The organism is Streptomyces sp. NPDC014734 (assembly GCF_043083325.1).
GTDB lineage: Bacteria > Actinomycetota > Actinomycetes > Streptomycetales > Streptomycetaceae > Streptomyces.
The window spans coordinates 180,307-206,130 of record NZ_JBIBYN010000011.1; the positions used below are offsets into that span (position 1 = coordinate 180,307).

General features: G+C 71.3%; 21 protein-coding genes. 16 read left to right on the top strand and 5 right to left on the bottom strand.

Annotated elements, in window-relative coordinates; translation table 11 throughout:
• Window positions 1-55 precede the first annotated feature (55 nt).
• Window positions 56-1,783, bottom strand: a complete 1,728-nt coding sequence (locus ACF1CT_RS19585; RefSeq protein WP_391785129.1) for a polyketide synthase — start codon at window positions 1,781-1,783, stop codon at window positions 56-58.
• A gap of 366 nt (window positions 1,784-2,149) precedes the next feature.
• Between ACF1CT_RS19585 and ACF1CT_RS19590 the strand changes: the two genes are divergently transcribed.
• From ACF1CT_RS19590 to ACF1CT_RS19645, 12 genes are all read left to right on the top strand, one after another.
• Entirely contained in the window at window positions 2,150-2,869 is a 720-nt protein-coding gene (locus ACF1CT_RS19590) for a Phenylacetic acid catabolic protein (protein ID WP_391785130.1), read from the top strand.
• Window positions 2,870-2,884: 15 nt separating this feature from the next.
• Window positions 2,885-3,997 (top strand): 4Fe-4S cluster-binding domain-containing protein, encoded by a 1,113-nt coding sequence (locus tag ACF1CT_RS19595; RefSeq protein ID WP_391785131.1) that lies wholly within the window; start codon window positions 2,885-2,887, stop codon window positions 3,995-3,997.
• A gap of 25 nt (window positions 3,998-4,022) precedes the next feature.
• On the top strand, window positions 4,023-4,271 hold the full coding sequence (locus ACF1CT_RS19600; RefSeq protein WP_391785132.1) for an acyl carrier protein: 249 nt from the start codon (window positions 4,023-4,025) through the stop codon (window positions 4,269-4,271).
• The gene (locus ACF1CT_RS19605; RefSeq protein WP_391785133.1) at window positions 4,268-5,440 is read left to right on the top strand and encodes a beta-ketoacyl-[acyl-carrier-protein] synthase family protein; all 1,173 of its coding nucleotides are present in this window, start codon (window positions 4,268-4,270) and stop codon (window positions 5,438-5,440) included. The genes ACF1CT_RS19600 and ACF1CT_RS19605 overlap by 4 nt, the downstream gene beginning before the upstream one ends.
• Window positions 5,437-6,255 carry an enoyl-ACP reductase FabI gene (gene fabI, locus ACF1CT_RS19610; RefSeq protein WP_391785134.1) on the top strand — a complete coding sequence of 273 codons (819 nt, stop codon included), beginning with the start codon at window positions 5,437-5,439 and terminating at the stop codon, window positions 6,253-6,255. The genes ACF1CT_RS19605 and fabI overlap by 4 nt, the downstream gene beginning before the upstream one ends.
• Window positions 6,256-6,334: 79 nt before the next feature.
• Window positions 6,335-7,420 carry a branched-chain amino acid aminotransferase gene (locus ACF1CT_RS19615; RefSeq protein WP_391785135.1) on the top strand — a complete coding sequence of 362 codons (1,086 nt, stop codon included), beginning with the start codon at window positions 6,335-6,337 and terminating at the stop codon, window positions 7,418-7,420.
• Window positions 7,421-7,800: 380 nt separating this feature from the next.
• On the top strand, window positions 7,801-8,532 hold the full coding sequence (locus tag ACF1CT_RS19620; RefSeq protein WP_391785136.1) for a S1 family peptidase: 732 nt from the start codon (window positions 7,801-7,803) through the stop codon (window positions 8,530-8,532).
• 323 nt (window positions 8,533-8,855) lie between these two features.
• Window positions 8,856-11,387: an ATP-dependent Clp protease ATP-binding subunit gene (locus tag ACF1CT_RS19625; RefSeq protein ID WP_391785137.1), complete on the top strand. Its 2,532-nt coding sequence runs from the start codon at window positions 8,856-8,858 to the stop codon at window positions 11,385-11,387.
• Window positions 11,388-11,495: 108 nt separating this feature from the next.
• Window positions 11,496-13,808, top strand: a complete 2,313-nt coding sequence (locus tag ACF1CT_RS19630) for an FdhF/YdeP family oxidoreductase (RefSeq protein WP_391785138.1) — start codon at window positions 11,496-11,498, stop codon at window positions 13,806-13,808.
• Between the two features lie 178 nt (window positions 13,809-13,986).
• The gene (locus tag ACF1CT_RS19635) at window positions 13,987-14,487 is read left to right on the top strand and encodes a DUF2975 domain-containing protein (protein ID WP_391785139.1); all 501 of its coding nucleotides are present in this window, start codon (window positions 13,987-13,989) and stop codon (window positions 14,485-14,487) included.
• A complete protein-coding gene (locus ACF1CT_RS19640; protein ID WP_391785140.1) occupies window positions 14,487-14,708 on the top strand; it encodes a helix-turn-helix domain-containing protein in 222 nt (73 codons plus the stop codon). The genes ACF1CT_RS19635 and ACF1CT_RS19640 overlap by 1 nt, the downstream gene beginning before the upstream one ends.
• A 107-nt stretch (window positions 14,709-14,815) precedes the next feature.
• Entirely contained in the window at window positions 14,816-16,705 is a 1,890-nt protein-coding gene (locus ACF1CT_RS19645) for a glycerophosphodiester phosphodiesterase family protein (protein ID WP_391785141.1), read from the top strand.
• Window positions 16,706-16,800: 95 nt separating this feature from the next.
• Here the strand turns inward: ACF1CT_RS19645 and ACF1CT_RS19650 are convergent, their stop codons facing one another.
• From ACF1CT_RS19650 to ACF1CT_RS19660, 3 genes are all read right to left on the bottom strand, one after another.
• A complete protein-coding gene (locus ACF1CT_RS19650) occupies window positions 16,801-17,439 on the bottom strand; it encodes an HD domain-containing protein (protein WP_391785142.1) in 639 nt (212 codons plus the stop codon).
• A gap of 161 nt (window positions 17,440-17,600) precedes the next feature.
• Window positions 17,601-18,530 (bottom strand): TIGR03619 family F420-dependent LLM class oxidoreductase, encoded by a 930-nt coding sequence (locus ACF1CT_RS19655; protein ID WP_391785143.1) that lies wholly within the window; start codon window positions 18,528-18,530, stop codon window positions 17,601-17,603.
• Between the two features lie 199 nt (window positions 18,531-18,729).
• Window positions 18,730-20,175 carry a glyceraldehyde-3-phosphate dehydrogenase gene (locus ACF1CT_RS19660; RefSeq protein ID WP_391785144.1) on the bottom strand — a complete coding sequence of 482 codons (1,446 nt, stop codon included), beginning with the start codon at window positions 20,173-20,175 and terminating at the stop codon, window positions 18,730-18,732.
• Between the two features lie 342 nt (window positions 20,176-20,517).
• Between ACF1CT_RS19660 and ACF1CT_RS19665 the strand changes: the two genes are divergently transcribed.
• The 4 genes from ACF1CT_RS19665 to ACF1CT_RS19680 all read left to right on the top strand — a co-directional run bounded on the left by ACF1CT_RS19665 (window position 20,518) and on the right by ACF1CT_RS19680 (window position 25,120).
• Window positions 20,518-20,997, top strand: coding sequence for a hypothetical protein (locus ACF1CT_RS19665; protein WP_391785145.1), 480 nt, complete (start codon window positions 20,518-20,520; stop codon window positions 20,995-20,997).
• Between the two features lie 89 nt (window positions 20,998-21,086).
• The gene (locus ACF1CT_RS19670; RefSeq protein WP_391785146.1) at window positions 21,087-22,205 is read left to right on the top strand and encodes an MFS transporter; all 1,119 of its coding nucleotides are present in this window, start codon (window positions 21,087-21,089) and stop codon (window positions 22,203-22,205) included.
• Between the two features lie 305 nt (window positions 22,206-22,510).
• Window positions 22,511-23,425, top strand: coding sequence for a diiron oxygenase (locus tag ACF1CT_RS19675; RefSeq protein WP_391785147.1), 915 nt, complete (start codon window positions 22,511-22,513; stop codon window positions 23,423-23,425).
• Between the two features lie 33 nt (window positions 23,426-23,458).
• Complete coding sequence (locus tag ACF1CT_RS19680) at window positions 23,459-25,120, top strand: FAD-dependent oxidoreductase (protein ID WP_391785148.1); 1,662 nt, start codon at window positions 23,459-23,461, stop codon at window positions 25,118-25,120.
• Between the two features lie 132 nt (window positions 25,121-25,252).
• Here ACF1CT_RS19680 and ACF1CT_RS19685 read toward each other — a convergent pair whose 3' ends face one another.
• Window positions 25,253-25,759, bottom strand: a complete 507-nt coding sequence (locus ACF1CT_RS19685) for a GNAT family N-acetyltransferase (RefSeq protein WP_391785149.1) — start codon at window positions 25,757-25,759, stop codon at window positions 25,253-25,255.
• Window positions 25,760-25,824: the final 65 nt, after the last annotated feature.

Here is a 25,824-nt window from a genome sequence, read left to right on the forward strand (position 1 = left end):
TCATTCCGGCAACGCCGGAAGCGGACGTGCCAGGACGTGGCCGTCCGGCAGGCTCTCAGTCGTCGCCGAGCGCGCGGATCGAGTGGGTGACCTGTTCCCACGGGTAGAACGGCAGCGAGCGCACGAGCCGCGCCGTCGCGTCCGCCGGGACGGCCTCCGTCCCGGCGAGCGTCCGCAGCCGCGGGTCGTCGATGCCGTTGCCCAGTGCGATGAGGGCCTCGCGGGCCTGGGCCGCGCTGTCCGCCCCGATCCACGCGGCACGGCGCAGGCGGGTGCGCCCGTGGGTCGCGGTGTACGCGAAGGCGGCGAAGTCGGTCTCGGCGATGGGCTCCGCCAGCGCCGCCGCGTAGCGGAGCGCGAGGGCGCGCAGCGCCGGTTCCGTGTGCGCGGAGACGAGGAGTCCGCCGGGGGCGGACGGGGCTCCCCCGTGCGGCGGGGTGCCGGGGCCCGGTGACAGCACGGCGTGGGCGTTGGTGCCGCTCATGCCGAAGGAGCTGACCGCGGCACACCGGCCCGAGGACGTCGTGTCCCAGGGGACGGTCCGGGTCGGCACCGTCATGCCGCTGTCGCCGAGGTCGATTCGCGGGTTGAGCCGCTCGAACCGCGCCTGGCGGGGGATCTGCCGCTTCTCCAGGCAGAGCAGCGCCTTGAGCAGTCCCAGCACGCCGGCGGCGGACTCGGTGTGCCCGACGTTCGCCTTCACCGATCCCACGTACCAGGTCCGGCCACCGCCGCTCAGTGCGGTGGCCGCGGCTTCCAGCTCGATGGGGTCGCCCAGGGGGGTTCCGGTGCCGTGCGCCTCCAGGTAGCCGATGTCGTCGGCCGTCAGCCCGGTGGAGGCCAGTACGGATTCGATCAGCCGGGTCTGCGCCGGTCCGTTCGGCGCGGTGAAGCCGGCGGACGGGCCGTCCTGGTTGACGCCGGTGCCCTCGATCACGGCGAGGACGCGGTCCCCGTCGCGCTCGGCGTCGCCCAGGCGCTTCAGTACCACCGCTCCGCAGCCCTCGCCCCGCACGAATCCGTTGGCCCGCGCGTCGAACGGGCGGCAGCGCCCGTCCGGCGACAGCGCGTCGGTGCGCTGGATCTCCGCCGTCGAGCGGGGTGCGAGGACGAGGCTCACACCGCCGGCCACCGCCACGTCGCAGTCCCCGGCCGTCAGGGCGCGGCAGGCCGTGTGCACCGCGGTCAGGGAGGACGAGCAGGCCGTGTCGATGGCCATCGTCGGCCCGCCGAGGCCGAGGGTGTAGGCGATCCGGCCCGCGGCGAAGCAGTGCCCGTTGCCGATCAGCCAGGACGCGTTCGGATCGGGTTCCGCCCATTGGCGGTAGTCCTGCCCGGTGATCCCGACGAAGACGCCGGTGGATCCGGCGACGCTCGCGGGCGGGATAGCCGCGTCCTCGAAGGCTTCCCAGACCACCTGGAGCAGCAGGCGGTGCTGCGGGTCGAGGCTCCGCGCCTCGCGGGGGGAGATCCCGAAGAACTTCGCGTCGAAGCCGAACACGTCGTCCAGGTATCCGCCGCGGGAGAGCAGTCCGTCCCAGTCGGCGCCGAACACGCCGCGACGCCGCGCGGGCAGTTCTCCGGTGAGGTCGCGGCCCTCGGCCAGTGCCCGCCAGTACGTCTCGCGGTCGTCGATGCCGCCGGGCGCGCGCAGTCCGGTGCCCACGACGGCGATGCGCCGTGCGCCGCGGGCGGCGTCCAGCTCCGCGCGCAGCGACTTGATCGTCTCCATGGCCCGGCGCAACGGGCCGGTGGTCGTGGCGGTGTCCGAAGTCGATGGCATCGCCGGTGAGATTAACAGCTCAATGGCCCGAACAGGCCTTGTTCCGGGAGAGTTTGGGATCGGCTGCGTCAGGGAGACGTCCGGTCGCGGCGGGACGAGGAGGGACTTCGCGCCCGACCGGGCACATCGACGGGGCGGGGCAGCTCATGCCAACTCCGTTGCGGGGCAAGATCGTTGGCGAAAAACAACGGGTGCCCGGTGAAGTCTGGTGTTGCCGGTCTCCGGTATGACAATGTGTCGATCCGTGGGCCTGGGGGGGTCTGCGCCACACATCCGGGGGTGAACCGTGCCGTCGGTGGGCGCGGCACTTCCGCCGCCTCTCGTCCTGCTCTGTTCGCCCATGAGACAGAAAGGTTGAGATCACCGATGACGGTCGCGGTACTGGACGATGAAGAAGTCGTGGTGCGCACGCCGGAGGAGTTCCACCGGATGCCCCGTGACTACCAGAAGATGCTGATCAGTCAGATCACCATCAACACCGAGGGCGAGCTGTCCGGCGGTGACGACTACGCGCTGATGTTCCTTCCGCTCGCGCCGTCCTCGGAGGAGCGCCAGGTGTGCGCGGAGCGGGCCGCCGAGGAGTACGACCACTACAAGATCGGCAAACGCATCCTTGCCGACATCGGCGTCGACACCACCTACATGGAGACGCAGCCGCTGTCCGAGCGCATGCTGTTCGCGGACGACCGCATGCACACCTGTACCAGCTGGGCCGAGCGCGGCGTCTACTCGTACATCGGCGAGGAGACCGCGATGGTGATGCTCCGCGAGTTCGCCGACAGCAGCTACAAGCCGTGGGCCGAGGCGGTGCGCACGATCATCCAGGACGAGAAGATCCACATCGCCCACGGTGCCCGGGTCTGCCGCAACCTCGCCGTCACCGAGGAGGGCCGCGAGCAGCTCCAGACCGCGCTCGACCGGCTGTGGCCGATGTTCGTCGGCATCTTCGGCAGCGCCAACACCAAGCGCTCCCAGAAGGCCGTGCGCTACGGCCTGCGCAAGACCAACAATGGCGAGGCCATCGCGCTGTGGCACGAGAAGGTCGCCCCTCGCATCACCAACCTGGGCCTGAGCGTCCCCGAATAAGCCGCGGAGGCAATCATGGCCGTACCCGTGCTCATCACTCCGCGTCCGCCCTCCCGCGCCGAGGCCAAGGCCCGGCTGCGCGGGCTGCTGGCCGACCGGCCCGATCTGGCCTCCCGTCTGAAGACGCTGCGCGGCATGGGCCGCCGCGTGCGGGGCTGCGAGGTCCATCTCACCACCGCCTGCAACATCCGCTGCAAGGGCTGCTGGTACTTCGAGGGAGGCTTCGACACCGCGGTGAAGGAGACCTCGGACCCCGGACGGATCCGTGCCTTCGCCGAGAAGCTGGCGGCGGACGGCGTCACCCAGGCCACCCTCATCGGCGGCGAGCCCACCCTCGTCCTGGACCGGGTCCGTCCGTTCGTGGAGACGCTGCCGTACGTCACGATCTCCACCAACGGCCTGCGCCCGCTGCCGCGCGACGGCTACGAGAACGTCGCCATCGGCATCAGCCTGTTCGGGGGCGGCCCGCTCGACGACGACCTGCGCGCCCACCGTCCGAACGGCTCCTCGTTCACGGGACTGTTCGAGAAGGGTCTCGGGCACTACCGCGAGGATCCGCGCGTCACCTTCGTCTTCGCCCTGTCGGAGGAGGGGCTCCCGTACATCGAGCCGACCGTGCGGGCGATCCGCGACAACGGCAACCAGGTGACGTTCAACTTCTACAGCGAGCACGGCTCCGACCACCCGCTGCGGATCGAGAACGAGAAGCGCACCCTCGCCGAGGCCCTGCGGGTCAAGGAACTCTATCCGGACACCGTGGTCAGCCACCCGTACTTCATCGAGGCCCTGGTCACCGGACGCGGCCACTGGGGCGGACGGTTCGGCTACGACGTCTGCCCGAGCATCAGTGTCGACATGCCCGAGCACGAGCAACGGGTGAACAACGGCAACCCCGTTCTCGACGGATTCGCCGTCTACGGCGCGGACTACGAGACGCTGCAGTTCTGCTGCACCTCCGGCGACTGCGGCGGCTGCCGCGACAGCCAGGCCGTCTACAGCTGGCTGATGGTCAGTCTCAACTGGTTCCTCGACAGCGAGCAGCGCCTGGAGACCTGGATGGACATGGCCGAGAGCTACTGGCGCCAGTGGTACTGGTCACAACGCCAGTCCCCGAACTTCAGCCGCTGAACCACCGAGCACACAAGGAGCGATCATGCCCACCACCGTCACCGCCGAGGCCGTGCTGGACCTCATCCGCACCGAGCTCATCGACTCCGGCGTCGAGGAGGAGACCATCGAGCCCGACGCCAAGTTCGACGACCTCGACATCGACTCCCTCGACGCGGCCGAGCTGATGGCGACCATCAAACGCACCTTCGGGGTCACCATCCCGCGCGCCGAGCTCGCCGACGTCACCGTGGGCCAACTCGCCTCCGACGTCGCGGAGAAGGCCGGCCTTTGACCGATCCGGTCGCGGTCACCGGCGTCGGCGCCGTCACCCCGCTCGGTGTCGGCGCGGACGTGCTGGTCTCCCGGCTCCTCGCCGGCGAGACCGGGCTGACGGACGGGGACGGGCGCTGCGCGGCGTTCGACGCGGGGGACTTCCTCACCCGCCGGGAGACGCGACGCAACGCCCGGTTCGCGCAGTTGGCCCTCGTCGCGGCCGCCGAGGCGCTCGGCCGGGCGGGGTGGACCGAGGGGCTGCCCTGCCCGGCGGACGAGATCATGTGCGTCGTCGGCACCGGCCTCGGCGGGGTCCCGGAGGCGCCGCGGGCCGGGGACGCGACGCCGTTGACGGTGCCGCTGATGATGGCCAACAGCGCGGCGGCGAGCGTGAGTACACGCTACGGGCTGCGCGGGGAGTCCTTCGCGACGGCGGGCGCCTGCGCCGCCGGGGCGCAGGCCATCGGGCTCGCGCTGGGTGCCATCCGGCGCGGCGAGGTCACGGCGGCGGTCGTGGGCGGGGCCGAGGCCGCGTCGGTGCCGCTCGTGCGCGAGTCCTTCGCGCAGGCCGGTGCCCTCTCCCCCACGGGCCGGTGCGTCCCGTTCGGCGCGGACCGCGACGGCTTCGTGATGGGCGAGGGCGCGGGCATCCTGGTCCTGGAGAGTCTGGCGGGCGCCCGCGCCCGTGGGGCCGAGGTGCTCGGCCTCGTGCGGGGCTACGGCGCGAGCTCCGACGCCCACCACGTCACCGCGCCGTCGCCGGACGGTGTCCCGGCGGCCCGGGCGATCCGGCGCGCGCTGGCCGACGCGGGCGTCGGGGCCGAGGACCTCCGCTACGTCAACGCCCACGGAACCGGGACACCGCTGAACGACGAGGCGGAGATCCGCTCGCTGCGGCTGGCCCTGGGCGACGCCCTGGAATCCGTTCCGCTGTCCTCCACCAAGGCGGCGACCGGGCATCTGTTCGGCGCGGGCGGCGCCGTGGAGGCCATCGCCACCCTCGCCGCGCTGCGCGAGGCGCTCGCCCCGCCGACGTACGGACTGGTCCGGCCGGACGAGCGGCTCGGCACGCTCGACCACGTGCGCACCGCCCGCGCACTCGCCCCGGGCCGCCACGGGGCGATCGGGCTGTCGGACTCGCTCGGCTTCGGCGGACACAACGCCGTCCTCGTGCTGGGAGCACCATGACCGGATTCGATTTCCAGGGCCGCCGCTACCTCGTCACCGGCGTGATGAACCAGGAGTCGATCGCCTGGCACGTCGCGGCCGCGCTCCAGGAGGAGGGCGCCGAGGTCGTCCTCAGTTCGTTCGGCCGGGCGGCGCGGATCACCCGCAGGGCGGCGGCGCTGCTCCCGTCCCCGCCCGACGTGCTGGAACTCGACGTGACGGACGACGCGTGCTTCGCCGGGGTCGCCGAGGAGTTGCGGCGCCGGTGGGGCGCGCTCGACGGTGTGCTGCACAGCATCGCGCAGGCGCCCCCCGACGCCGTCGGCGGCGCGTTCCTCGACACGCCCGCCGCCAGTGCGCTGCGCGGCTTCGAGGTCTCGGCGTACTCGCTCCAGCGTCTCGCGGCGTCGCTCGCGCCCCTGCTGACCGCGGGCGGGCGGGGCGGCAGTGTCGTGGGCATCACCGTCGACAGCGCCCGCGCGCTTCCCGGGTACGACTGGATGGGCGTCTACAAGGCGTCCCTGGAATCCGTCGCCCGCTACCTGGCGATGCATCTGGGGCCCGCGGGCGTGCGGGTGAACCTGGTCGCCGCGGGTCCGACGGAGACGCTGTCCGCGCGCGGGATCGGCACCTTCGACGCGCTGGCCGACCACTACGAGCGCTGGGCGCCCCTGGGCTGGGACCGCACCGATCCGGGTCAGGTGGTGGGCACGGTGCTGTTCCTGCTGTCCGACCTGGCCCGACGCACGACCGGCCAAGTGGTCCACGCCGACGGCGGCTTGCACGCCGTCGTCGGCGGGATCGGCGAGCCGCCTCACCGGCTCTCCCCGGAATAACGACCATTAACATAGGAACACGACCCGGTGGGCGACATCTGCACCCGCTGAAGAACCGCTTCGGCGTAAGGAATTGGCTATGAGCACTGGCTTCCCCCTGTCCCGGACGACGAGTCCCACGCCCGCGGCCGAGCGCGAGAGGATTCTCGCCGCCCCGGGCTTCGGCCGTTACTTCACCGACCACATGGCGTCGGCCGTGTGGACGCGGGAAGCCGGCTGGCACGATCACGAGGTGGGCCCGCTGCGGTCGTTCTCCCTCCACCCCAGCGCCGCCGTGCTGCACTACGCGCAGGAGATCTTCGAGGGGCTGAAGGCGTACCGTCACGCCGACGGCAGCGTCTGGCTGTTCCGTCCCGAGGCCAACGCGCGGCGTTTCGCCCGTTCCGCGAGGCGCCTGGTCCTGCCGGTCCTCCCGGAGGAGGACTTCCTCACGAGTGTGGAGGAACTGGTCCGCGCGGACGAGGCGTGGGTTCCCGCCTCGGCCGGCGAGGAGAGCCTGTACCTGCGGCCGTTCATGTTCGCCTCGGAGGCGTTCCTCGGCGTGCGGCCCGCGGCCCAGGTCGTCTACTCGGTGATCGCGAGCCCCGCCGGTCCCTACTTCGCGTCCGGGGTCGAGGGGGTCACCCTGTGGGTGAGCGAGCAGTTCACCCGGGCGGCGGACGGCGGCACGGGCGCCGCCAAGTGCGGCGGCAACTACGCCGCGAGCCTGGCCGCCCAGGTCGAGGCCGAGGAGCACGGCTGCGACCAGGTGATGTACCTGGACAGCACGGGCGGCGGCAAGCTGGAGGAGTCCGGGACGATGAACCTGTGCCTGGTCACCTCGGACGGACACCTCGTGACCCCGGCGCTCGGCACGATCCTGGAGGGCGTCACCCGCGACACCGTCCTCGCCCTGGCCGACGACTTCGGCCTTGCCCCGCAGGAGCGGTCGGTCACCCTGGACGAGTTGCGGGCGGGCGCCGCCGACGGCTCCGTCACCGAGGTGTTCGCCGCGGGCACGGCGGCCGTCATCACCCCGATCGTGGGGTTCAAGGGCAACGGCTACGAGTTCACCGTCGGGAACGGCACCCCGGGCAAGCAGACCGTGGCGCTGCGCGAGCACGTGCTGGACATCCAGTACGGGCGTGCCGAGGACAAGCACGGCTGGCTGCGTCGCGTGCTCTGAGCCTGTCGGGTGGCCCTGGACCGGCGAGCGGGCGCGGCATGGTGCGTGCGATTGCGGGCGGGCGGGCCGCGTGGGGACGAAGGGCGGTGTGCTCCGTTCCGCCCCGGCGGCCCGCCGCGGCACGGCGGAGCGGGTCGCCCGCCACGCGCGGGGACATAACGTCGCGGCATGGCCAGGAGTGAGGTACCGGCCACCGCGGTTCTCCGGGAATCTGACGGGGCCCGGGGAGCGACAGGGGTGGAGCAGTGAGCGGCGTCATGCGGCTTCGGGTCCAAGGCGGAGTCGCGACGCGTCGCGGGCCCGCCCCTCTCCCGCTCCCCGGGCCGTAAGGCCCGTCAACCCCCCGTACACGCCCCGCGTGTCCCGTGAAACGAGGAAGCATGCGCATGTCCAGGCTGGTCCCCGCCGTCTCGGCCGTGGCGGTCTCCGTCCTCGCCCTGCTCTCCCCCACCGCCTCGGCAGCCGAGAAGGCTCCTGCCCGGGTGGCACCGGTGACCAAGGCCGTGCAGCCCATCATCGGCGGCGGCTACGCCCAGAACGCCCCCTGGGCCGCCCGTCTGTACTCCAACGGCCAGGAGACCTGTTCGGCCACGATCATCGCGCCGACGTGGATCCTCACGGCCAAGCACTGCGTCGCCGGCGGCGCACTCTCCTTCCGCATCGGCAGTCTGGACCAGTACAGCGGCGGCACCGTCGCCAACGGCATCCAGACCTACACGCACAGCGCCGACCTGGCGCTGGTGCGCCTCGACCGCTCCGTCCAGGGGACCTACTCCCGGCTCGGGCAGCCCGGCACGGTGCAGATCGGGCAGAACGTCCAGGTGTGGGGCTGGGGCGCCACCTCGCAGTGCGGCTCGGAGATCAACTGCCAGTCCCGCTACCTGAAGGTCGCCGACGTCACCGTGACCAGCGGCTGCACCGACGCGTACGGCGGCTCGGCGATCTGTGCCCGCCGCGGCAACGGAATCACCGCGGGTGGTGACTCCGGCGGGCCGATGACGCTGAACGGCGTCCAGGTCGGCGTCGCCTCCACCAGCGACCGCCAGACCACGACGGCGTACACGAACGTCACGGCGTACCGCTCCTGGATCCAGTCGGTCGCCGGCGTCTGATCCGCCGGGGGTCCCCAGAAGTCCCCGGGAGGTTCCGCGCCTCCCCGAAGGCCCCGTGCCCGGTCCTCAGGTCCGGGGCACGGGGCCGGGCCGTTCCCCACGACGTGCTCCAGCGGGGACTCCGGGACCACGACCACCGGGGCGGGCGCCACGGGCCCCCGGGCGCGCGGCGAGAACACCGGGCGCGAGCAGCCGGTGATCCGTCCGCGTCGTGCGGGGTCAGCGCACCGCGCGGGCACGGCGGCGTGCGCCACACCTCCCGGTTGCGGAGCGGTGGGGATCGGGTTTGGGTTGTGGAAACCGCCGCCGCACCAGGAGCTGCCATGTCGATGTCGTCATTCGGTTTCGGCTCGTCCGACCCGTTCAGCGAGATGCTGAACCGGTTCTTCGGCATGTCACCGGCGAGTTCGCCACCGGCCGTGCAACGAGTGCCGATCGGGCGGCTGCTGACCGAGTCCTCGTTGGAACTGCTCAATCTGGCCGGGCGAAGGGCGGTGGAGGACGGGACGTCCGATCTCGACACGGAACACCTGCTGTGGGCTGCCACGCAGGTCGATCCGGCGCGTACGCTCCTCGCCCAGGCGTCGGTGGACCCGGACGCGCTCGCGTCGGACATCGCGAAGATCCTTCCCCGCGAGTCGGGCGAGCCGTCCTCGGAACCGGGCCTCACTCCGGCGGCCAAGCGCACGCTCACCGCCGCGTACGCCCGCTCCCAGGCGGCCGGTGTGTCCTACATCGGTCCCGAGCACATCCTCGGCGCCCTGCTGGACGACCCCGATTCGGGTGCCTCCCGGCTGCTGCGCGCGGAGGGCCAGGACGTGAGCAGACTGGCCGGACTCACGGCGCGGGCGGCCCGGGCGGACGGGGTGCCCGCCGAGGGGAAGCAGCCCGCCACGACCCTGGACGAGTTCGGGCGGGACCTGACGGAGGAGGCGAGGGCCGGAAAGCTCGATCCGGTCGTCGGACGTGCCGAGGAGATCGAGCAGACCGTCGAGATCCTGTCCCGGCGCTCCAAGAACAACCCGGTGCTCATCGGGGAGCCGGGGGTCGGCAAGACCGCGATCGTGGAGGGACTCGCCCAGCGCGTCGTGGCCGACGAGGTGCCCGACACGCTGAAGGGCAAGCGGGTGATCTCCCTCGACCTGTCCGGACTCGTGGCGGGCGCGCAGTACCGGGGGCAGTTCGAGGAGCGGTTGAAGAAGGTGATCGAGGACGTCCAGGAGTCCGAGGGCGAGATCATCCTGTTCATCGACGAACTGCACACGGTCGTCGGCGCGGGTGCCACGGGTGAGGGCTCGATGGACGCGGGCAACATGCTCAAACCCGCCCTCGCGCGCGGGGAGCTCCATGTGGTGGGCGCGACGACCATCGACGAGTACCGCAAGCACGTGGAGAAGGACGCCGCCCTCGAACGCCGCTTCCAGCCGGTGCTGGTTCCGGAACCGACGGTGGAGGAGACGGTCCAGATCCTGGAGGGGCTGCGCGACGCGTACGAGGCGCACCACCAGGTCCGCTTCGCCGACGGTGCGCTTTCCGCCGCGGCGGAACTCTCCGACCGCTACATCAGCGACCGGTTCCTGCCCGACAAGGCGATCGACGTGATGGACCAGGCGGGTGCCCGGGTGCGCCTGCGCGGCGCCGCCCGTTCCACCGAGGTCGTCAGCCGCGAGGACAGCATCGCGAAGCTGCGGCGGGAGCAGGATCAGGCGGTCGCCGCCGAGGACTTCGCCAGGGCGGCGGATCTGAAGAAGGAGATCGCCGGGATCGAGGGCGAACTCGCGGGCATCGAGGAACGGCGTGAGGGAGTCGTCTCCGTCACCGCCCGCGACATCGCCGACGTCGTGTCCCGCCGGACCGGTATCCCGGTCTCCCAGCTCACCGCCGGAGAGAAGGAGAAGCTGCTCCGGCTGGAGGAGGAGATGCACGCGCGCATCGTCGGCCAGGACGAGGCGGTCACCGCCGTCTCGCAGGCGGTGCGCCGCAACCGGGCCGGTATGGGCGACCCGAATCGCCCCGTGGGTTCCTTCCTCTTCCTCGGCCCCACCGGTGTGGGCAAGACCGAGCTCGCCAAGACCCTCGCGGAGCTGCTGTTCGGTGCGGAGGACCGCATGGTCCGCTTCGACATGAGCGAGTTCCAGGAGAAGCACACGGTCGCCCGGCTCGTCGGCGCCCCTCCGGGATACGTCGGTTACGAGGAGGCCGGTCAGCTCACCGAGAAGGTCCGGCGCCATCCCTACAGCGTGGTGCTGTTCGACGAGGTGGAGAAGGCGCACCCGGACGTCTTCAACACACTGCTGCAGATTCTCGACGACGGACGTCTGACGGACGCCCAGGGCCGCACCGTCGACTTCCGGCACTGTGTGGTGATCATGACGTCCAACATCGGCGCCCATCGCATTCTCGATCACAAGGGCGACGTCTCCGATCTGAGGGACGAGTTGATGGACGATCTGCGGGCTCGTTTCCTTCCCGAGTTCCTCAACCGCATCGACGACATCATCATCTTCCACGGCCTCACCGAGGACGACCTGGCGCAGATCGTGGACCACCTCCTGGACCGGAGCAAGCACCGGGTGCACGCCCAGGGCATGAAGCTGGAGGTCACGGAGGCCGCGAAGAAGCTGCTGATCGCCCACGGTCACCAACCGGAGTTCGGCGCGCGCCCGTTGCGCCGCACGATCCAGTCGGAACTCGACAACCGCATCGCGTCGCTCCTGCTCGGCGGTGACGTCGAGCCCGGCGACACGATCGTGGCCGACGTGCGGGACGACTCGCTCCACTGCACGGTCGTCGCGGCCGGTCCGAACGACGGTCCGGCCCCGGACGAGGAAGGCTCCCCGGGCGAGGAGCACTGAGGCGTGTCCGGACCGTCGCACCACGTCGTGTGATCCACCGGCACGACCCGAGCGGCACCCGGCCGGTACCGGCCCGCCCCGTGCCCGGGTCACGAAGGGGTGAAGACCTTGAACGCCTCCGACGACGACAGCGGACGAGCGGAGTCCCGTGTGGGACCGTCCCCCGAGAAGGAGCCGGCGTTCCGTCCGTACCGCCACCCGGCCGCCGGCTGGGGCGCGGCAAGGAGCGTCGGCCGGGTACTGCTGCGCGAGGGCGCCCCGGTGGACGGGCCGCGTGCGATCAAGCGGATGAACCACGAGAACGGTGGTTTCGACTGCCCCGGGTGCGCCTGGCCCGACGACACCAAGGGCCTGCACCTGGACATCTGCGAGAACGGCATCAAGCACGTCACCTGGGAGATGACCCGCAAACGGGTCGGCCGCGAGTTCTTCGCCGCCCACTCGGTCACGGAACTGTCCGGCTGGAGCGACTTCGCCCTGGAGGACCGGGGACGGCTGACCGAGCCGATGGTCTACGACGCGGAGTCGGACCACTACGTCCCGATCGGCTGGCACGAGGCGTTCGAGCTCGTCGGCCGTACCCTGCGCGAGCTGGACAGTCCGGACCAGGCGTCGTTCTACACCTCCGGGCGCCTCGGCAACGAGGCGACCTTCCTCTACCAGTTGATGGCCCGCGAGCTCGGCACGAACAACCTGCCCGACTGCTCCAACATGTGCCACGAGGCGAGTGGCAGGGCTCTGTACGCGTCTTTGGGCACGGGCAAGGGGACGGTCGACCTCAAGGACTGGGAGGCCGCCGACGCGCTGTTCGTCATCGGGGTCAACGCGGCCTCCAACGCGCCCAGGATGCTCACCGCGCTGGCCGGGGCGCACCGTCGGGGCGCCCGGATCGTGCACATCAATCCGCTGGTGGAGGCAGCCGCCACCCGCACCATCGTGCCGCACGACTTCACGGACATGGCCCTGTTCAGGGCGACCCCGACCAGCACCCTGAACCTGCAAGTACGCATCGGCGGCGACATGGCGCTCGTGCGCGGCATCGCGAAGGCGATCCTGGACCGGGCCGAGACCGATCCCAAGGCCCTGGACCGGGAGTTCATCGACCGGCACACCGCGTACTTCGACGCCTACCGGGAGGTGTGCGGGGCGACCTCGTGGGAACAGATCGAGCGGCAGTCCGGTGTCGGCCGGGCGGACATCCTGAAGGCGGCCCGCGCGTACCGCGAGGCCGATCGCAGCATCATCAGCTGGTGCCTGGGCGTCAGCCAGCACGAACACGGCGTCGACACGGTCCGGGAGATCGTCAACCTCCTTCTGCTGCGGGGGAATCTGGGACGCGAGGGAGCCGGGCCGTCGCCGGTGCGCGGACACAGCAACGTCCAGGGCAACCGGACGTGCGGCATCGACCACCGGCCCTCCGCCGAGTTCCTGGACCGCCTGGCCGGGGTCTGCGGGATCGAGCCGCCGCGCGAGCACGGCCTGGACACGGTGGGCACCGTCGAGGCCATGCACCGCGGCGAGGTGAAGGTGTTCGTCGGCATGGGCGGCAACTTCGCCCTCGCCGCGCCCGACACCCCGTACACCTGTGAGGCGTTGCGCAACTGCGAACTCACCGTCCAGGTGAGCACCAAGCTGAACCGCAGTCACCTCGTCCACGGCCGCCGGGCGCTCATCCTGCCGTGCCTGGGCCGGACGGAGAAGGACCATCAGCGAAGCGGCCTCCAGAGCACCTCGGTCGAGGACTCGATGAGCATGGTCCACCTCTCCGTCGGCATGAAACGTCCCGCCTCGCCGCACCTTCTCTCCGAGCCCGCCGTCATCGCGGGCATCGCCCGTGCGGCGCTGCCGGACAGCGACACCCCGTGGGAGTGGTACGTCGAGGACTACGACCGCGTCCGCGACACCATGGCCCGGGTCCTCGACGGCTTCGAGGACTGCAACCGCCGCGTGCGCCTGCCACTCGGATTCCGCATCAAGCAGCCCGCCCGCGAACTGGTCTTCCTCACCCCGTCGGGACGTGCCGAGTTCTCCGCCGCCCCGCTCCCCGACGTCGTCCCCGCCCCCGGCACCCTGGCCCTGGGCACCATGCGGTCCCACGACCAGTGGAACACGACCGTCTATTCCGACAACGACCGCTACCGGGGCATCGAGAACCTGCGCACCCTCGTCCTCATGAACCGCGACGACATGCGGGAGCGCGGCATCCGCGAGTTCGACCCTGTCGACATCACCAGCACCGCGAAGGACGGCAGCCACCGGCACCTCAACGGCTATCTCGCCGTCCCCTACGAAATTCCCCGCGGCTGCGCGGCCGGCTACATGCCCGAGATGAACGTGCTGTGCGCCATCGGCGACTACAGCCTCCAGAGCGACCAGCCGCTCATGAAACACGTCAAGGTCACCATCACCCGCGCCGCCTGAGAAGACCGCGACGCGACGCCCCCGGTACCGGACGGCCGGACACCGGCGTTGTGGTCCGGACGTCTTGCGCACGCGCGCCCTACGCCTTGCGCGTCTCGTCGAGAACCTGATCGGCGCCGGTCCCGCGCGCGAGAAACGATCGATTGATTTTCGATAGATTTCGATCGACAATCGATGTATGAATCGCTTCTTCATCTCCATGCTCAGGGCCGGGATCGTCGCCGCCGTCCTCGTCGGCCTCTTCGGCCAGCTGGTGGTCATTCCCACGACGGCGGCCGACGAGGTCGACCGCTTCCCTCCGTACGCGCCGTTCGCCGTGCCCTACGTGGCCGTCGCCGTCGTCGGCATCGCCTGCGTCCAGGTCGCGCTCGGCGCGGTGTGGATGCTGCTCTCCATGGCGCGACGCGGCGCCGTCTTCACCCCTCTGGCCTTCCGCTGGGTCGACACCGTCATCGGATCCTCGATCGTCGCGACCCTGCTGGCGCTCGGCGTCGCCGGCCACCTGGCCCTGGCCTCCGTCCCCTCCCCCGACGACGACGGCATGGCGGTCCTCGGCGCCCTGGGCGCCGCGATCGCGAGCGTCTGCGTGGGGACGGCGTTCGCGATGCTCGTCGGCATCATGCGCGGTCTCCTGCGCAAGGCGACGGATCTGCAGGCCGAGATCGCCGAGGTGATCTGATGGCGATCGTCGTCGACCTCGACGTCCAGCTCGCCAGATGCGGCCTGTCGGTCGGCGAGTTCGCCGCCGCCGTCGGCATCACGCCCGCCAACATCGCCGTGCTGAAGAACGGTCGCGCGAAGGCGGTGCGGTTCACGACACTCGACGCGATCTGCCGCACGCTCGGCTGTCAGCCCGGCGACGTGCTGCGCTGGGTGCCCGACGACGCGAACGACGAATGAGGAGACGTCGACGGTACGCCCCGCTTCGGCATACGTCCGCGTGGCGGCCCGCTCGTGTTCCTCCACCGGACAACGCCTGTTGATCTTCGGCTCATACGTTTTTGGCCATGTCTCATCGATCAATTCGCGTCGCGTCCGCGCTCATGGCGTCCGCCGTGATCATCCCCTGCCTCACCGCCGGCACCGCCGACGCCGGAACGAAGTCGTCCGGCTCCGGTCCGGCCGACAGCCGGGTCGTCGTCTCCGAGGACTTCTCCGGAAACTCGCTGCCCGCCGGCTTCCGCCCCGCCGAGGGCACCTGGGAGGTCAAGAACGGCAGGCTGTACGGCACGTCGGCCGACGGCAACCAGCAGAGCCGGATCACCTTCGGAGAACACCTCGACGACTTCCGTTTCGAGGTGACCGCGCGCTTCGAGTCCGTGAAGGACGCGGCCCGCTGGACGGCCATGGGCCTGGACGTACCCGCCAACGGCTCCGTGCCCTGGTCGATAGCCACGATGCGCAGCGGCACCACGGCCTCCAACGGTCTGGAGTTCGCCCAGCGCACCTCGGCCGACGCGTGGAACGTCACCGACACCGCGGCCGCCCCCTCGGCCGCCGGAACCGGCCGCGACGTACGCATCGCCGTGGAGGTGCACGGCACGAAGGCCCGCTGGTTCTTCGACGGCCGCGAGGCCATGCGCACCACCCGGGTCGCCCGCTCCGCCGACGGCGTCGAGGCCCTCGTCGTCAACGGCTCCACCGTCTCGTTCGACGACCTGTTGGTCACCGAGCTCCCCGCCGAGAGCTGGATCCGGCCCACCGGCTCGCCGATGACCGTGATCGCGCACCGCGGCGCCTCCTCGGCCGCGCCGGAGAACACCCTGGTCTCCGACGAGATCGCCCGGCGCGGCGGGGCCGAGTACATCGAGAACGACGTCCAGCCGAGCAAGGACGGTGTGCCGTACGTCCTGCACGACGACAAGGTCGACCGGACCACCGACGGCAAGGGCGCCGTCCGCGACCTCACCTCCGCGCAGCTGGACGCCCTGGACGCCGGCTCGTGGTTCGGGCCCGCCTACGCCGGGACCCGGATACCCACCCTGGCGGCGCAGTTGGACGATCTCCGGACCCGTGGCGGCGATCTGCTGCTGGAGATCAAGGGCGCCCACACCCGCGACGAGGTGGCCACGATCGTCAGAACCATCCGTGAGCACGGCATGACGGACCGGGTGTTCGTGCAGAGCTTCGAGGTCGACGCGCTGAAGTACACCTACGAGCTGGCGCCGGAACTGCCGCTCGGCCTGCTGCGCGGATCTCTGGACGCCGATCCGGTGGCCCTCTCCGAGGAACTCCACCTGGCGTCCTACAACCCGTCGGACGACGCACTGTCCAAGCGGCCCGGCGTTGTTTCCGACCTGCACCGGGCGGGCGTCGCGGTCATGGTCTGGACGGTGGACAGCGCGACCCGCTGGCAGGCCCTGGAGGCCGGTGGGGTCGACGGCATCATCACCAACCGCCCGGCGGAGCTGTCCGGCTGGAACGCGGCCCAGCGGCAGGAGCGTCCCACGCCTCCGGCCGAGCCGACCGTGACCATCACCTCGCCCGCCGCCTCGGCGTCGCTGGACCGCTCGCAGACCCCCGTCGCCGCGGTCCAGGCCACCGGCGCCGACAAGGTCTCCCTCACGCTGGACGGCGCCTCCGTCGCTCCCGGCAAGCCGCTCGACCTCACCTCGCTGGCCGCCGGCCCGCACACGCTCCGCGCCGAGGTCACCGGACCGGGCGGCACCGCCACCACCACCTCGGCCTTCACCCTCCGGGCCACCCCGACCGGTCTGGCCCACCTCATCCTGACCTCCGGCGCCGACATCAACCGCGTCGCCACCCTGACCACGATGCTGGGCCACGGCCACTACGCCCAGCTCGCCGACTGGGCCGCGCGCCAGTCCGGCAACGGCCTGCCCGCCGCCCGCGCCGCGCTGATCGTCGCCGAGGCCCGCGCCCTGAGCGCCGGGTGACACCGGCTCCGGCTCCCGTCCCGCCGGGGCGGTGACGACGAGCGGGAACGGGACCGGGCGGGGGTGCGGCGATGCCGCTCCCCCGCCCGGTCAGGTCATTCCGGCCAGTCGGACTCCCGGATGACGTCGACGAAGTCGCCGCGCACGAACCCGGGCAGGAAGTGGGCCAGGACATCTGCCTTGACGTTCCCGAACGTCGTCGCGGGACGGTCCTCGATGCCCTCCGTGAACGCGGCGAGGATCCGGTTCTTGAAATCCGGGCGGGGGTGGGCCGCGACGACGGCCGCCCGCTGCTCGTCGGAGACCGTGTGGTAGCCGATGCCCAGGACATCCAGCTCAACCCCCCGGGTGACCAGGGCGATTTCGGGAGCCATGTGCAGTGGGATCTCCGGCGTGGTGTGCAGGGCGATTCCCGTCCAGACCCGGTCGGCCGCCTCGCCGGTGACGCCGTGCGCGTGCAGGAACCGCCGTGCCTCGTCGGCGCCGTCGATCTCGAACCGCTGGTCGGTCCGGCGGAAGCGCTCGGTCAGCCCCAGATCGTGGAACATCGCGCCCACGTACAGCAGCTCCGGGTCGTACCGGAGCCCTTGTTCGCGGCCACGCAGCGCCCCCCAGAGGAACACTCTCCGGGAGTGATCGAACAGCAGCGGGGACGCCGCTTCGCGTACGAGCTCGGTCGCCTCACGCGCCAGCCGACTGTCCGGAATCTGCACATCCGCAATCGATTCGCCCATCGGTCCTCTCCTGCTTCGTGGTGTCTCGTCGATCCGGTTCCAAGGATGCCGGGCACCGTGTCCGACACCCTGTCGCCCTCGCCGTCCTCCTCACCGGAATGCCCGGGTTCCACGAACCGTCCCCGCCGGACGGCCCGGCCGGACGCGGTCGGCGTGGCCCGTCAGAGGCCCGCCGCCCGCGCCGCCTCGTACACCTCGATCGCCACGTCGACGAGTTCCGCGGCATCGCGCGTCGTGCTCTGGAGGTCGAGAATGAACTCGGACACACCTGTCTCGGCGTGTGCCACCAGGTCCTCGACGATCTGCTCCGCATTGCCGTGGAACGGTTGTCGCCCCTCGCCCCGGAACGGCTCGGCGGTGTACCGGGCGTTGGCACGGGCACAGACGTCGACCGGGCGTTCCCTGCCGCGTTCGGCGGCCAGGTCCCGCACCCGCTGCCACTGCTCGGCCAGCTCGGCGGCACCGGCGGCCACGGGCATCCAGCCGTCCGCCCGGTCGACGAGCCGGCGGGTGGCCCGCGGGCTGTTCGCGGGCAGAAGAACCGGGATGCGGCCGACCGGCTTGGGGCCCACCTCGGACGGGACGACGGTGGTCAGTTCCCCCCGGTACTCCACGGGGTCCGGGCCCCAGACCGCCGCGCACACGTCCAGCAGTTCGTCCAGGACCGCGCCGCGCCGTTCGAAGGGGGCGACCGCGGCTGCCGCGTACTCGTCCAGCGACCAGCCGGTGCCGAGGCCGGCGACCACCCGCCCGCCGCTCGCCACGTCCAGCGAGGCGAGCGACCGGGCGAGTTGGAACGGCACGTGCAGCGGTGCGACCAGGACGCTGGTGCCGAGCCGCGCCCGGTCGGTGGCCGCGGCGGCCAGGGCGAGCGTGATCAGCGGGTCGGCGACGCAGCGGTACCGGTCCGGCCACGGCAGCCCGGGGACGCCGTACAGTCCCTGGGTCGCGGGCTCGGGAAAGAGCACACGTTCGAACACCCACAGGCTCGCGTATCCGGCCTCCTCCGCGGCGCGCGCCACGGTGGCCACGTCACGGCCTATGTCGTACTGCTTCATCTGCGGAAGACCGAGACCGAGCGAGACCGGCATGAGCGCGCTCCTTCGTGACGACGGCGGGCGAGTGCCCCGACACCGAGTTGTTCCTTGACCGGTGCCGGTCGAAACGTGAACGCGCCCCGCCGGGGGCCGTCCCCGGGCCGGACGCCGGTCCCGCCGCCGGTCCACGACGGACGCCCCGCCCGCCGGACGGCGGACGGGGCGGGGGCACGGCAGAAGCCGGAATCGCCCGTCAGGCGGCCGGGGCCGGGTAGGTCGGGTACTCCACCCCGGAGACGTGCTGGACGACCCGGATGACCTGGCAGGAGTAGCCGAACTCGTTGTCGTACCAGAGGTAGAGGATCGCGTTGTCGCCGTCGACCTTGGTGGCTCCGGCGTCGACGATCGAGGCGTGGCGCGAACCGATGAAGTCGCTGGAGACCGCGTCGGGCGCCGTGATGAAGTCGATCTGGCGCTTGAGCGGGGAGGTCAGCGACACGTTGCGGAGGTAGTCGAGAACCTCTTCGCGGGTGGTCTCGCGGCCGAGGCGCAGGCTGAGGATCGCGATCGAGACGTCCGGCACCGGAACCCGGATCGAGCTGCCGGTGATCGGCGCGTCGAGGTCGGGGAGCGCCTTGGCGACGGCCGAGGCGGCACCGGTCTCGGTGATGACCATGTTGAGCGGCGCCGAACGCCCGCGGCGGTCGGCCTTGTGGTAATTGTCCAGCAGGTTCTGGTCGTTGGTGAACGAGTGGACGGTCTCCACGTGTCCGCGCAGCACGCCGTACTCGTCCGCCATCGCCTTCAGCGGCGGGACGATCGCGTTGGTGGTGCAGGACGCGCAGGAGAGGATCTGCTCGTCCTGCTCGATCACGTCGTGGTTGACGCCGTGCACGATGTTGGGGACGTCGCCCTTGCCGGGAGCGGTGAGGACGACCTTGTCGATACCGGGCCGCAGATGCTTCGACAGCCCCTCGCGGTCGCGCCACTTGCCGGTGTTGTCGATGAGGATGGCACCGTCGATGCCGTACGCCGTGTAGTTGATCTCCGACGGGTCGTTGGCGTAGATCACCTTGATCTCGTTGCCGTTGGCGACGATCGTGCTCTTCGCCTCGTCGACGGTGATCGTGCCGTGGAACTGGCCGTGGATGGAGTCGCGGCGAAGCAGCGAGGCACGCTTGACGATGTCCTGCTCGCCACCGCGGCGAACGACGATGGCCCGCAGTCGCAGGCCGTTCCCGGAACCGGTCTTCTCGATGAGCAGTCGGGCGACGAGGCGCCCGATGCGGCCGAAGCCGTAGAGGACGACGTCGCGCGGCTCACGGCACTCGATCTTGTTCTCGCCCGTGGCACCGGCGACGGCCTCGGCGGTGAACTCCGCCACGGACAGACCTCGGTCGTCGGTCCGGTACGTCGCGGCGAGCATGCCGATGTCGATCTGGGAAGGGCCGAGATCGAGGGTGGTGAGTGCTGTCAGGAACGGGAGTGTCTCGGTGACCGAGAGTTCCTCACCGGCGATCTGACGGGCGAATCGATGGGTCTTGAGGATGCTGACCACCGACTTGTTCACCAGGGAGCGGCTGTGGACCAGGACGGTGACGTCCCGCTCCCGGTGCAGCTTCCCGATGATCGGGATCATCGACTCCGCGATCTCCTCGCGGTTCTTCCAGTTGGTGAACGAGTCCTCGTTGACAGTCACAGATTTATCTTTCGAGCTAGGCGGCGCTCATATGCTAACCCGACGCCGATTTGATCATTCAAACGGTCCCGTTCGGGGGCGGCGGGCCGGTCCGGCGTCGCCGCGGAACCGGCGTGCCACGCTCCCCGCCCCCGCCCTCCGCCCTCCCCCACTACCCGCTCCCCGCTCCCCGCTCCCCGCAGTGAAACTGTTCGGGTGGTGCGCGCCCGGGCCCGGTCGTACTGTCGACGGAGGAAACGGCCGCTGCGGCTGCGGACGGCTCCCGGCCCGCACGTGGCTGCGGACCGGGAGAGGAACGGCCGGGGCCACGCGGGTCCGGAGAGAACCAGCTGGGGAGCCGGCATGCAGAGAAGAAGACTGAGGAACGCGGTCATGCTGTGCGCCGCCACCGGCCTCGTCGCCGCGGCGACGACGTCCGCCTCCGCGCGTACGCCCTCACCGGCTCCGTCGGCCGGGACGGCGACAGCCACGTCGCCCTCGTCGGCCCGCGCGGTGGCCGTCGACTGCCTCGCGCACGCACGCGTGCGCCCGGGCGACTTCCTGATCGCCTGCGGGGACGGCAACAACCGCCTCGTCTCGCTGCGTTGGACCCACTGGGGTTCCCGATCCGCCGTGGGCAGCGGACTCGACGCGGTGAACGACTGCGTGCCGTACTGCGCCGCGGGCACGTTCCACACCTATCCGGTCGAGGTACGGCTCGACCGGCCGAAGGACTGGCAGAAGCATCCGGAGCTCCGGCAGTTCACCCGGCTGCGGCTCGTCTACACCGACGGCACACCGGCGCACGCGCACCAGGTCACGTACTACGCGCTCTGGAGCTGAGAATTCCGGGGCCCCGCGGAAGCCGCGCCACCGCACGCGCGGCCCGGGGACCGGGTTACCCGTGGGCGGCGTTCGTGTTCGCCGTCGGCATGGCCGGAACCACTCTCCCCACGCCGCTGTACGGCCTCTACCAGCAACAGATCGGGTTCTCCGAGCTGACGGCGACGACGGTCTTCGCCGTCTACGCGGTCGCGGTCATCGTCGTGCTCCTGGCGGCGGGGAACTACTCGGACACGGTCGGCCGCAGACCGGTCCTGATGTGCGCGCTGGTGCTGTCGGCCGGGAGCGCGGGATGCTTCCTGCTGGAGAACGGCCTGCCGCTGCTCTTCGCGGGACGGCTGCTGTCCGGCTGCGCGGCCGGTCTGCTGAGCGGCGCGGCGACGGCCGCCGTCATGGAACTGGCCGGTCCGGGGCAGCGCGCGCGGGCCGGTTTCGCCGCCACCGCGGCGAACATGGGTGGTCTGGGCTGCGGGCCGCTGCTCTCCGGGTTCCTCGCGCAGTACACGTCCCGGCCGTTGACGCTGCCCTTCGTGGTGCATCTGGGGCTGGTGGCCGCCGCCTGCGCGGTCGTCCGGGCCCTGCCGGAGACCGTGGCGGCACCGAGGAAGCGGCCGCCGTCGGCCCCGCGGGGACTGTCGGTGCCTCCCGAGGTCAGGGGTGTGTTCGCCCCGGCGGCGGTGGCCGCCTTCGCCGGATTCGCGCTGCTCGGGCTGTTCACGGCGGTCGCGCCGAGTTTCGTCGCGCAGACGCTCGACCTGCGCAGTCCGGCGGTCTCCGGGGCCGTGGTGTTCTCCGTCTTCCTCGCCTCGATCGCCGGTCAGTCGCTGACGCCGCGGATCGGGGCGCGCCACGCGCTTCCCGCAGGTTGCGCGATCCTCGTCGTCGGCCTCGCGCTGGTGGCCGCTTCGCTGATCGCCGAGTCCGTGACCCTTCTGGTGCTGGGCGCACTGTGCGGTGGCACGGGCCAGGGGCTGGCCTTCCGCGCGGCACTCGGCCTGGTCGGTGGGGCGGCCCCGGCACGGCATCGCGGCGGCACCATTTCCGCGTTCTTCGTCGTCGCCTACGCCGGAATCTCGCTGCCGGTGGTGGGGGTCGGCGCCCTGGCCACCTGGCTCGGACTGCGCGACGCGGGACTGATCTTCTCGGCCTGCGTCATGCTGCTGGCCGCGGGGGCGGGAGCGTACGCCGTCATCGGCCGCAAGGCGTGATGCCCGCACCGCTCCGTCCCGCCGCCGCGGCGGCCACGCGTCTCGTCTCCTTCGCCACGGGTGCTTCTGCGCGACGGCCCGGACGGCGGCGATCCGGGGCGCCGTCCACGATCGGTCAAGCCGATTCCCCGCAAGGGGTAGGCCGGTGCGGCAGTCTTGCTATACGTTCCGTCTAACAGCTTGCTAGACGTCACGTCTAACAAGCGGGGGCGGCGCGCGGCGGGGCGGGTTCTCATCGAGCGGACACGGAAAGGAACCCCGGCCGACGGGCGTCGGGTCGATCTGTCGATTCAAGGAGCCGCACCATGGCAAGCAGCACCGTTCGGCCGGAGGACCACAACCGGACCGCGGACCACGATGTCAGCCGCCGCCTGCTCGACTCGGCGGCGAAACTGTCGTACGACCCGGTCACGGAGGTGGACTGGGACACTCCCCTGGACAAGGACTTCCACGGTGCGAGCCCGGAGTGGAGCACGCTCTACGGCACGGCGTACTGGGACGAGCTGACCGAGTCGCAGCGCAAGGAGCTGACCCGGCAGGAAGCAGCTTCGGTGGCCAGCACCGGCATCTGGTTCGAGATGATCCTCCAGCAGATGGTGCTGCGCGACATCTACACGACCGACGCCACCGACCCGCGGTTCCAATGGGCCCTCACGGAGATAGCCGACGAGTGCCGGCACTCGATCATGTTCGCCCGGGGGGCCGCGAAGCTGGGGGCTCCGCCGTACCGGCCGCGCCGCGCCGTGGTCGAGCTCGGACGGGCGTTCAAGACGCTCGCGTTCGGCGAGGCCGCCTATGCCGCGATCCTGGTGGCGGAGGAGGTACTCGACGTCATGCAGCGCGACTGGATGCGGGACGAGCGGGTGGTGCCGTTCGTGCGCACCATCAACAACATCCACGTGGTGGAGGAGTCGCGGCACATGAAGTTCGCCCGCGACGAGACGCGCAGGCGCCTGAGGAACGCCGGGCCGCTGCGCCGGCAGCTCAACGCGTTCGTGATCGCGACCGCCTCCTACTTCATCGTCACCAGCATGGTGAACCGGGACGTCTACGCGAACGCCGGGCTCGACACCGAGCGCGCGGTGGCCGCGGCGAGGGCGAACGAACACCACAAGTCCCTGATGCGGTCGAGCTGTTCGGGACTCATGGAGTTCCTCGCCTCCGCCCGGCTGCTGACCAGGCCGGCCCTGGCCCTGTACAAGCGCGCCCACCTGATCTGACCCGAGTCCCGCCGACCGACCCGAGCTGACGAGATGACCTACGCGATCACCCAGACCTGCTGCAGCGATGCCGCCTGCGTCGCCGTGTGCCCCGTCAACTGCATTCATCCGACACCGCAGGAGCGGGCGTTCGGCAGCACCGAGATGCTGTACGTCGACCCGAGAACGTGCATCGACTGCGGCGCCTGCGCCGACGCCTGCCCGGTCGACGCGATCTTCCCGGTGGACGGCCTGCCCGCGGCGCAACAGGACTACGCCGCGATCAACGCGGCCTACTTCGCCGACACGGAACCCGAGTCCGATCCCGATTCCGGCGGCACCGCGCCGAACTTCCACGTCTGGGGCGCGCCGTCGTTCGCGCGCTCCCTGCCGTCCGACTTCGGACCGATCCGGGTGGCCGTGGTCGGAACCGGCCCGGCGGGCATGTACACCGCCGAGGACCTGCTGCTGCACACCAACGCCGAGGTGACACTGGTCGACCGACTGCCGGTGGCCGGGGGGCTGGTGCGCCACGGCGTGGCTCCCGACCACCCCGCGACCAAGAAGGTGGGTGACACCTTCGCGCGCTTCCACACCCATCCCCGGGTGCGGATGCGCCTGGGTGTCGAGATCGGCGGGGACATCACCGCGGAGGAACTGGCCGCACATCACGACGCCGTCGTCTACGCCGTCGGCGCGGGCGCCGACCGTCGACTCGGCATCCCCGGCGAGGACGTGCCGGGCAGCATCTCGGCCACCGCGTTCGTGTCCTGGTACAACGCGCACCCGGAGGCCGCGCCGGACACCGTCGACCTGTCCACCGAGCGGGTGGTGGTGGCCGGGAACGGCAATGTCGCCCTCGACGTCGCCCGCCTCCTCGTGACGGACCCCGAGGTCCTCGCGGGTTCGGACATCGCCGATCACGCCCTCGCCGCGCTGCGTGCGTCGAAGGTGCGCGAGGTGGTGCTGCTCGCCCGGCGCGGTCCCGAGCACGCGGCGTACAGCGCGTCCGAACTGCTCGCTCTCACGCACCTGCCGGGTGTGGATCTGGTCGTCGACGACCACGATCCCCGTACGGGGGCGGCGATCGACGGGGCGGAGACCGGCGGGAAGGCCGCGCTGCTACGCGCCGCGGCCCGCGGGTCGGCCGACCTGTCGCGCATGCCGGATGCGGGACGGCGCATCGTCCTCCGGTTCCACTCGACGCCCGTGGAGGTGCTCGGCGGCGACTGCGTACGAGCCGTGCGGGTGACGGATCACTCCGGTGAACTGGACGTACGGGCAGGGGTGTTGCTGCGGGCGATCGGCTACCGCGGCAAGCCGGTGGCCGGGCTTCCGTTCGACGAGGCGACCGGCACCGTGCCGCACGAACGGGGGCGTGTCCCGGGGCGCCCCGGGACGTACGTCGTGGGCTGGATCAAGCGGGGGCCCTCGGGCGGCATAGGGGCCAATCGGGCCTGCGCCGCGGAGACCGTCGGCTCGCTGCTCGCCGACGCGGTCGCCGGTGCGCTGCCCGCGCCCACGGGCACCCCCGGAGCGTTCCTCCGCCTCGCCCGCGGCCGTGTCCGCCGTGTGGTCGATGCCCGCGGGTCGGCCGCGATCGACAGGGCGGAACTGGCACGCGGCCGGGAAGCCGGGCGTCCGCGGGTCAAGTTCGCCACGGTGGACGAACTGGTCTCCGCCGCGAGGGCGGGCCGCTGGCGGCTGCCCGGCTGAGACGGGCCGCGCCCGGGCCCGCCCTGGTCCGGGCCCGTCGCGCGACCGGATGCCCCCTCGCCCGGCCGGACACCGTCGATCCTCATGGCCGATGGCCTCCGGTCCGGGCGGCGCCGGGGCTCCGCGACGGTGTCACGGGGACGGGAACGAGTCCGGCCGGTCGATCGCGTACACCGTGACGGCGTTTCCGTTGACCGTGTCCTGCCGACGCGGTGTGAAGCCGAGGCGCTCGGCCACACGCACGGACGGATCGTTGCCGGGCCTGATGAACGCCGTGAACCGGTGCTGCGCAAGCGTGGCGAAACCCCAGTCGAGGCAGGCCCGAGCCGCCTCGGTGGCGTACCCGTGTCCCCAGTGCTCCGCCCGGAACGTCCACCCCAACTCGACCTCGTCGAACTGCTCCCAGTACTGCAGACCGCTCCGGCCGATGAGTTCACCGCTCGATCTCAGCAGGACCGCGCACAGCCCGTGTCCCCGCTCCGCCCACTGGCGTTCCACCACGGTCAGCCGTTCCAGGGCCCGTTGGCGGGAGTAGGTGCCGACGAACCGGCTGACCCTGGGGTCGGCGTGGAGTTCGACGAAGGCATCGGCATCGGCGGTTCGCAGGGGCCGCAGGGAGAGTCGCTCTGTCTCGATCACGTCGCCGAGGATAGTTCTCCGCGTCCAACACATCCGAACTGTCCGGCTCCGTGAACTCCGCCGAA

Excerpts from the sequence above, each read along its gene's own strand:
- ACF1CT_RS19585 (WP_391785129.1), bottom strand. The coding sequence starts at position 1,783 with ATGCCATCGACTTCGGACACCGCCACGACCACCGGCCCGTTGCGCCGG.
- fabI (WP_391785134.1), top strand. The coding sequence starts at position 5,437 with ATGACCGGATTCGATTTCCAGGGCCGCCGCTACCTCGTCACCGGCGTG.
- ACF1CT_RS19665 (WP_391785145.1), top strand. The coding sequence starts at position 20,518 with ATGCAGAGAAGAAGACTGAGGAACGCGGTCATGCTGTGCGCCGCCACC.
- ACF1CT_RS19595 (WP_391785131.1), top strand. The coding sequence starts at position 2,885 with ATGGCCGTACCCGTGCTCATCACTCCGCGTCCGCCCTCCCGCGCCGAG.
- ACF1CT_RS19650 (WP_391785142.1), bottom strand. The coding sequence starts at position 17,439 with ATGGGCGAATCGATTGCGGATGTGCAGATTCCGGACAGTCGGCTGGCG.
- ACF1CT_RS19635 (WP_391785139.1), top strand. The coding sequence starts at position 13,987 with ATGAATCGCTTCTTCATCTCCATGCTCAGGGCCGGGATCGTCGCCGCC.
- ACF1CT_RS19645 (WP_391785141.1), top strand. The coding sequence starts at position 14,816 with ATGTCTCATCGATCAATTCGCGTCGCGTCCGCGCTCATGGCGTCCGCC.
- ACF1CT_RS19590 (WP_391785130.1), top strand. The coding sequence starts at position 2,150 with ATGACGGTCGCGGTACTGGACGATGAAGAAGTCGTGGTGCGCACGCCG.
- ACF1CT_RS19655 (WP_391785143.1), bottom strand. The coding sequence starts at position 18,530 with ATGCCGGTCTCGCTCGGTCTCGGTCTTCCGCAGATGAAGCAGTACGAC.
- ACF1CT_RS19600 (WP_391785132.1), top strand. The coding sequence starts at position 4,023 with ATGCCCACCACCGTCACCGCCGAGGCCGTGCTGGACCTCATCCGCACC.
- ACF1CT_RS19640 (WP_391785140.1), top strand. The coding sequence starts at position 14,487 with ATGGCGATCGTCGTCGACCTCGACGTCCAGCTCGCCAGATGCGGCCTG.
- ACF1CT_RS19670 (WP_391785146.1), top strand. The coding sequence starts at position 21,087 with ATGGCCGGAACCACTCTCCCCACGCCGCTGTACGGCCTCTACCAGCAA.
- ACF1CT_RS19620 (WP_391785136.1), top strand. The coding sequence starts at position 7,801 with ATGCGCATGTCCAGGCTGGTCCCCGCCGTCTCGGCCGTGGCGGTCTCC.
- ACF1CT_RS19615 (WP_391785135.1), top strand. The coding sequence starts at position 6,335 with ATGAGCACTGGCTTCCCCCTGTCCCGGACGACGAGTCCCACGCCCGCG.
- ACF1CT_RS19680 (WP_391785148.1), top strand. The coding sequence starts at position 23,459 with ATGACCTACGCGATCACCCAGACCTGCTGCAGCGATGCCGCCTGCGTC.
- ACF1CT_RS19675 (WP_391785147.1), top strand. The coding sequence starts at position 22,511 with ATGGCAAGCAGCACCGTTCGGCCGGAGGACCACAACCGGACCGCGGAC.
- ACF1CT_RS19625 (WP_391785137.1), top strand. The coding sequence starts at position 8,856 with ATGTCGATGTCGTCATTCGGTTTCGGCTCGTCCGACCCGTTCAGCGAG.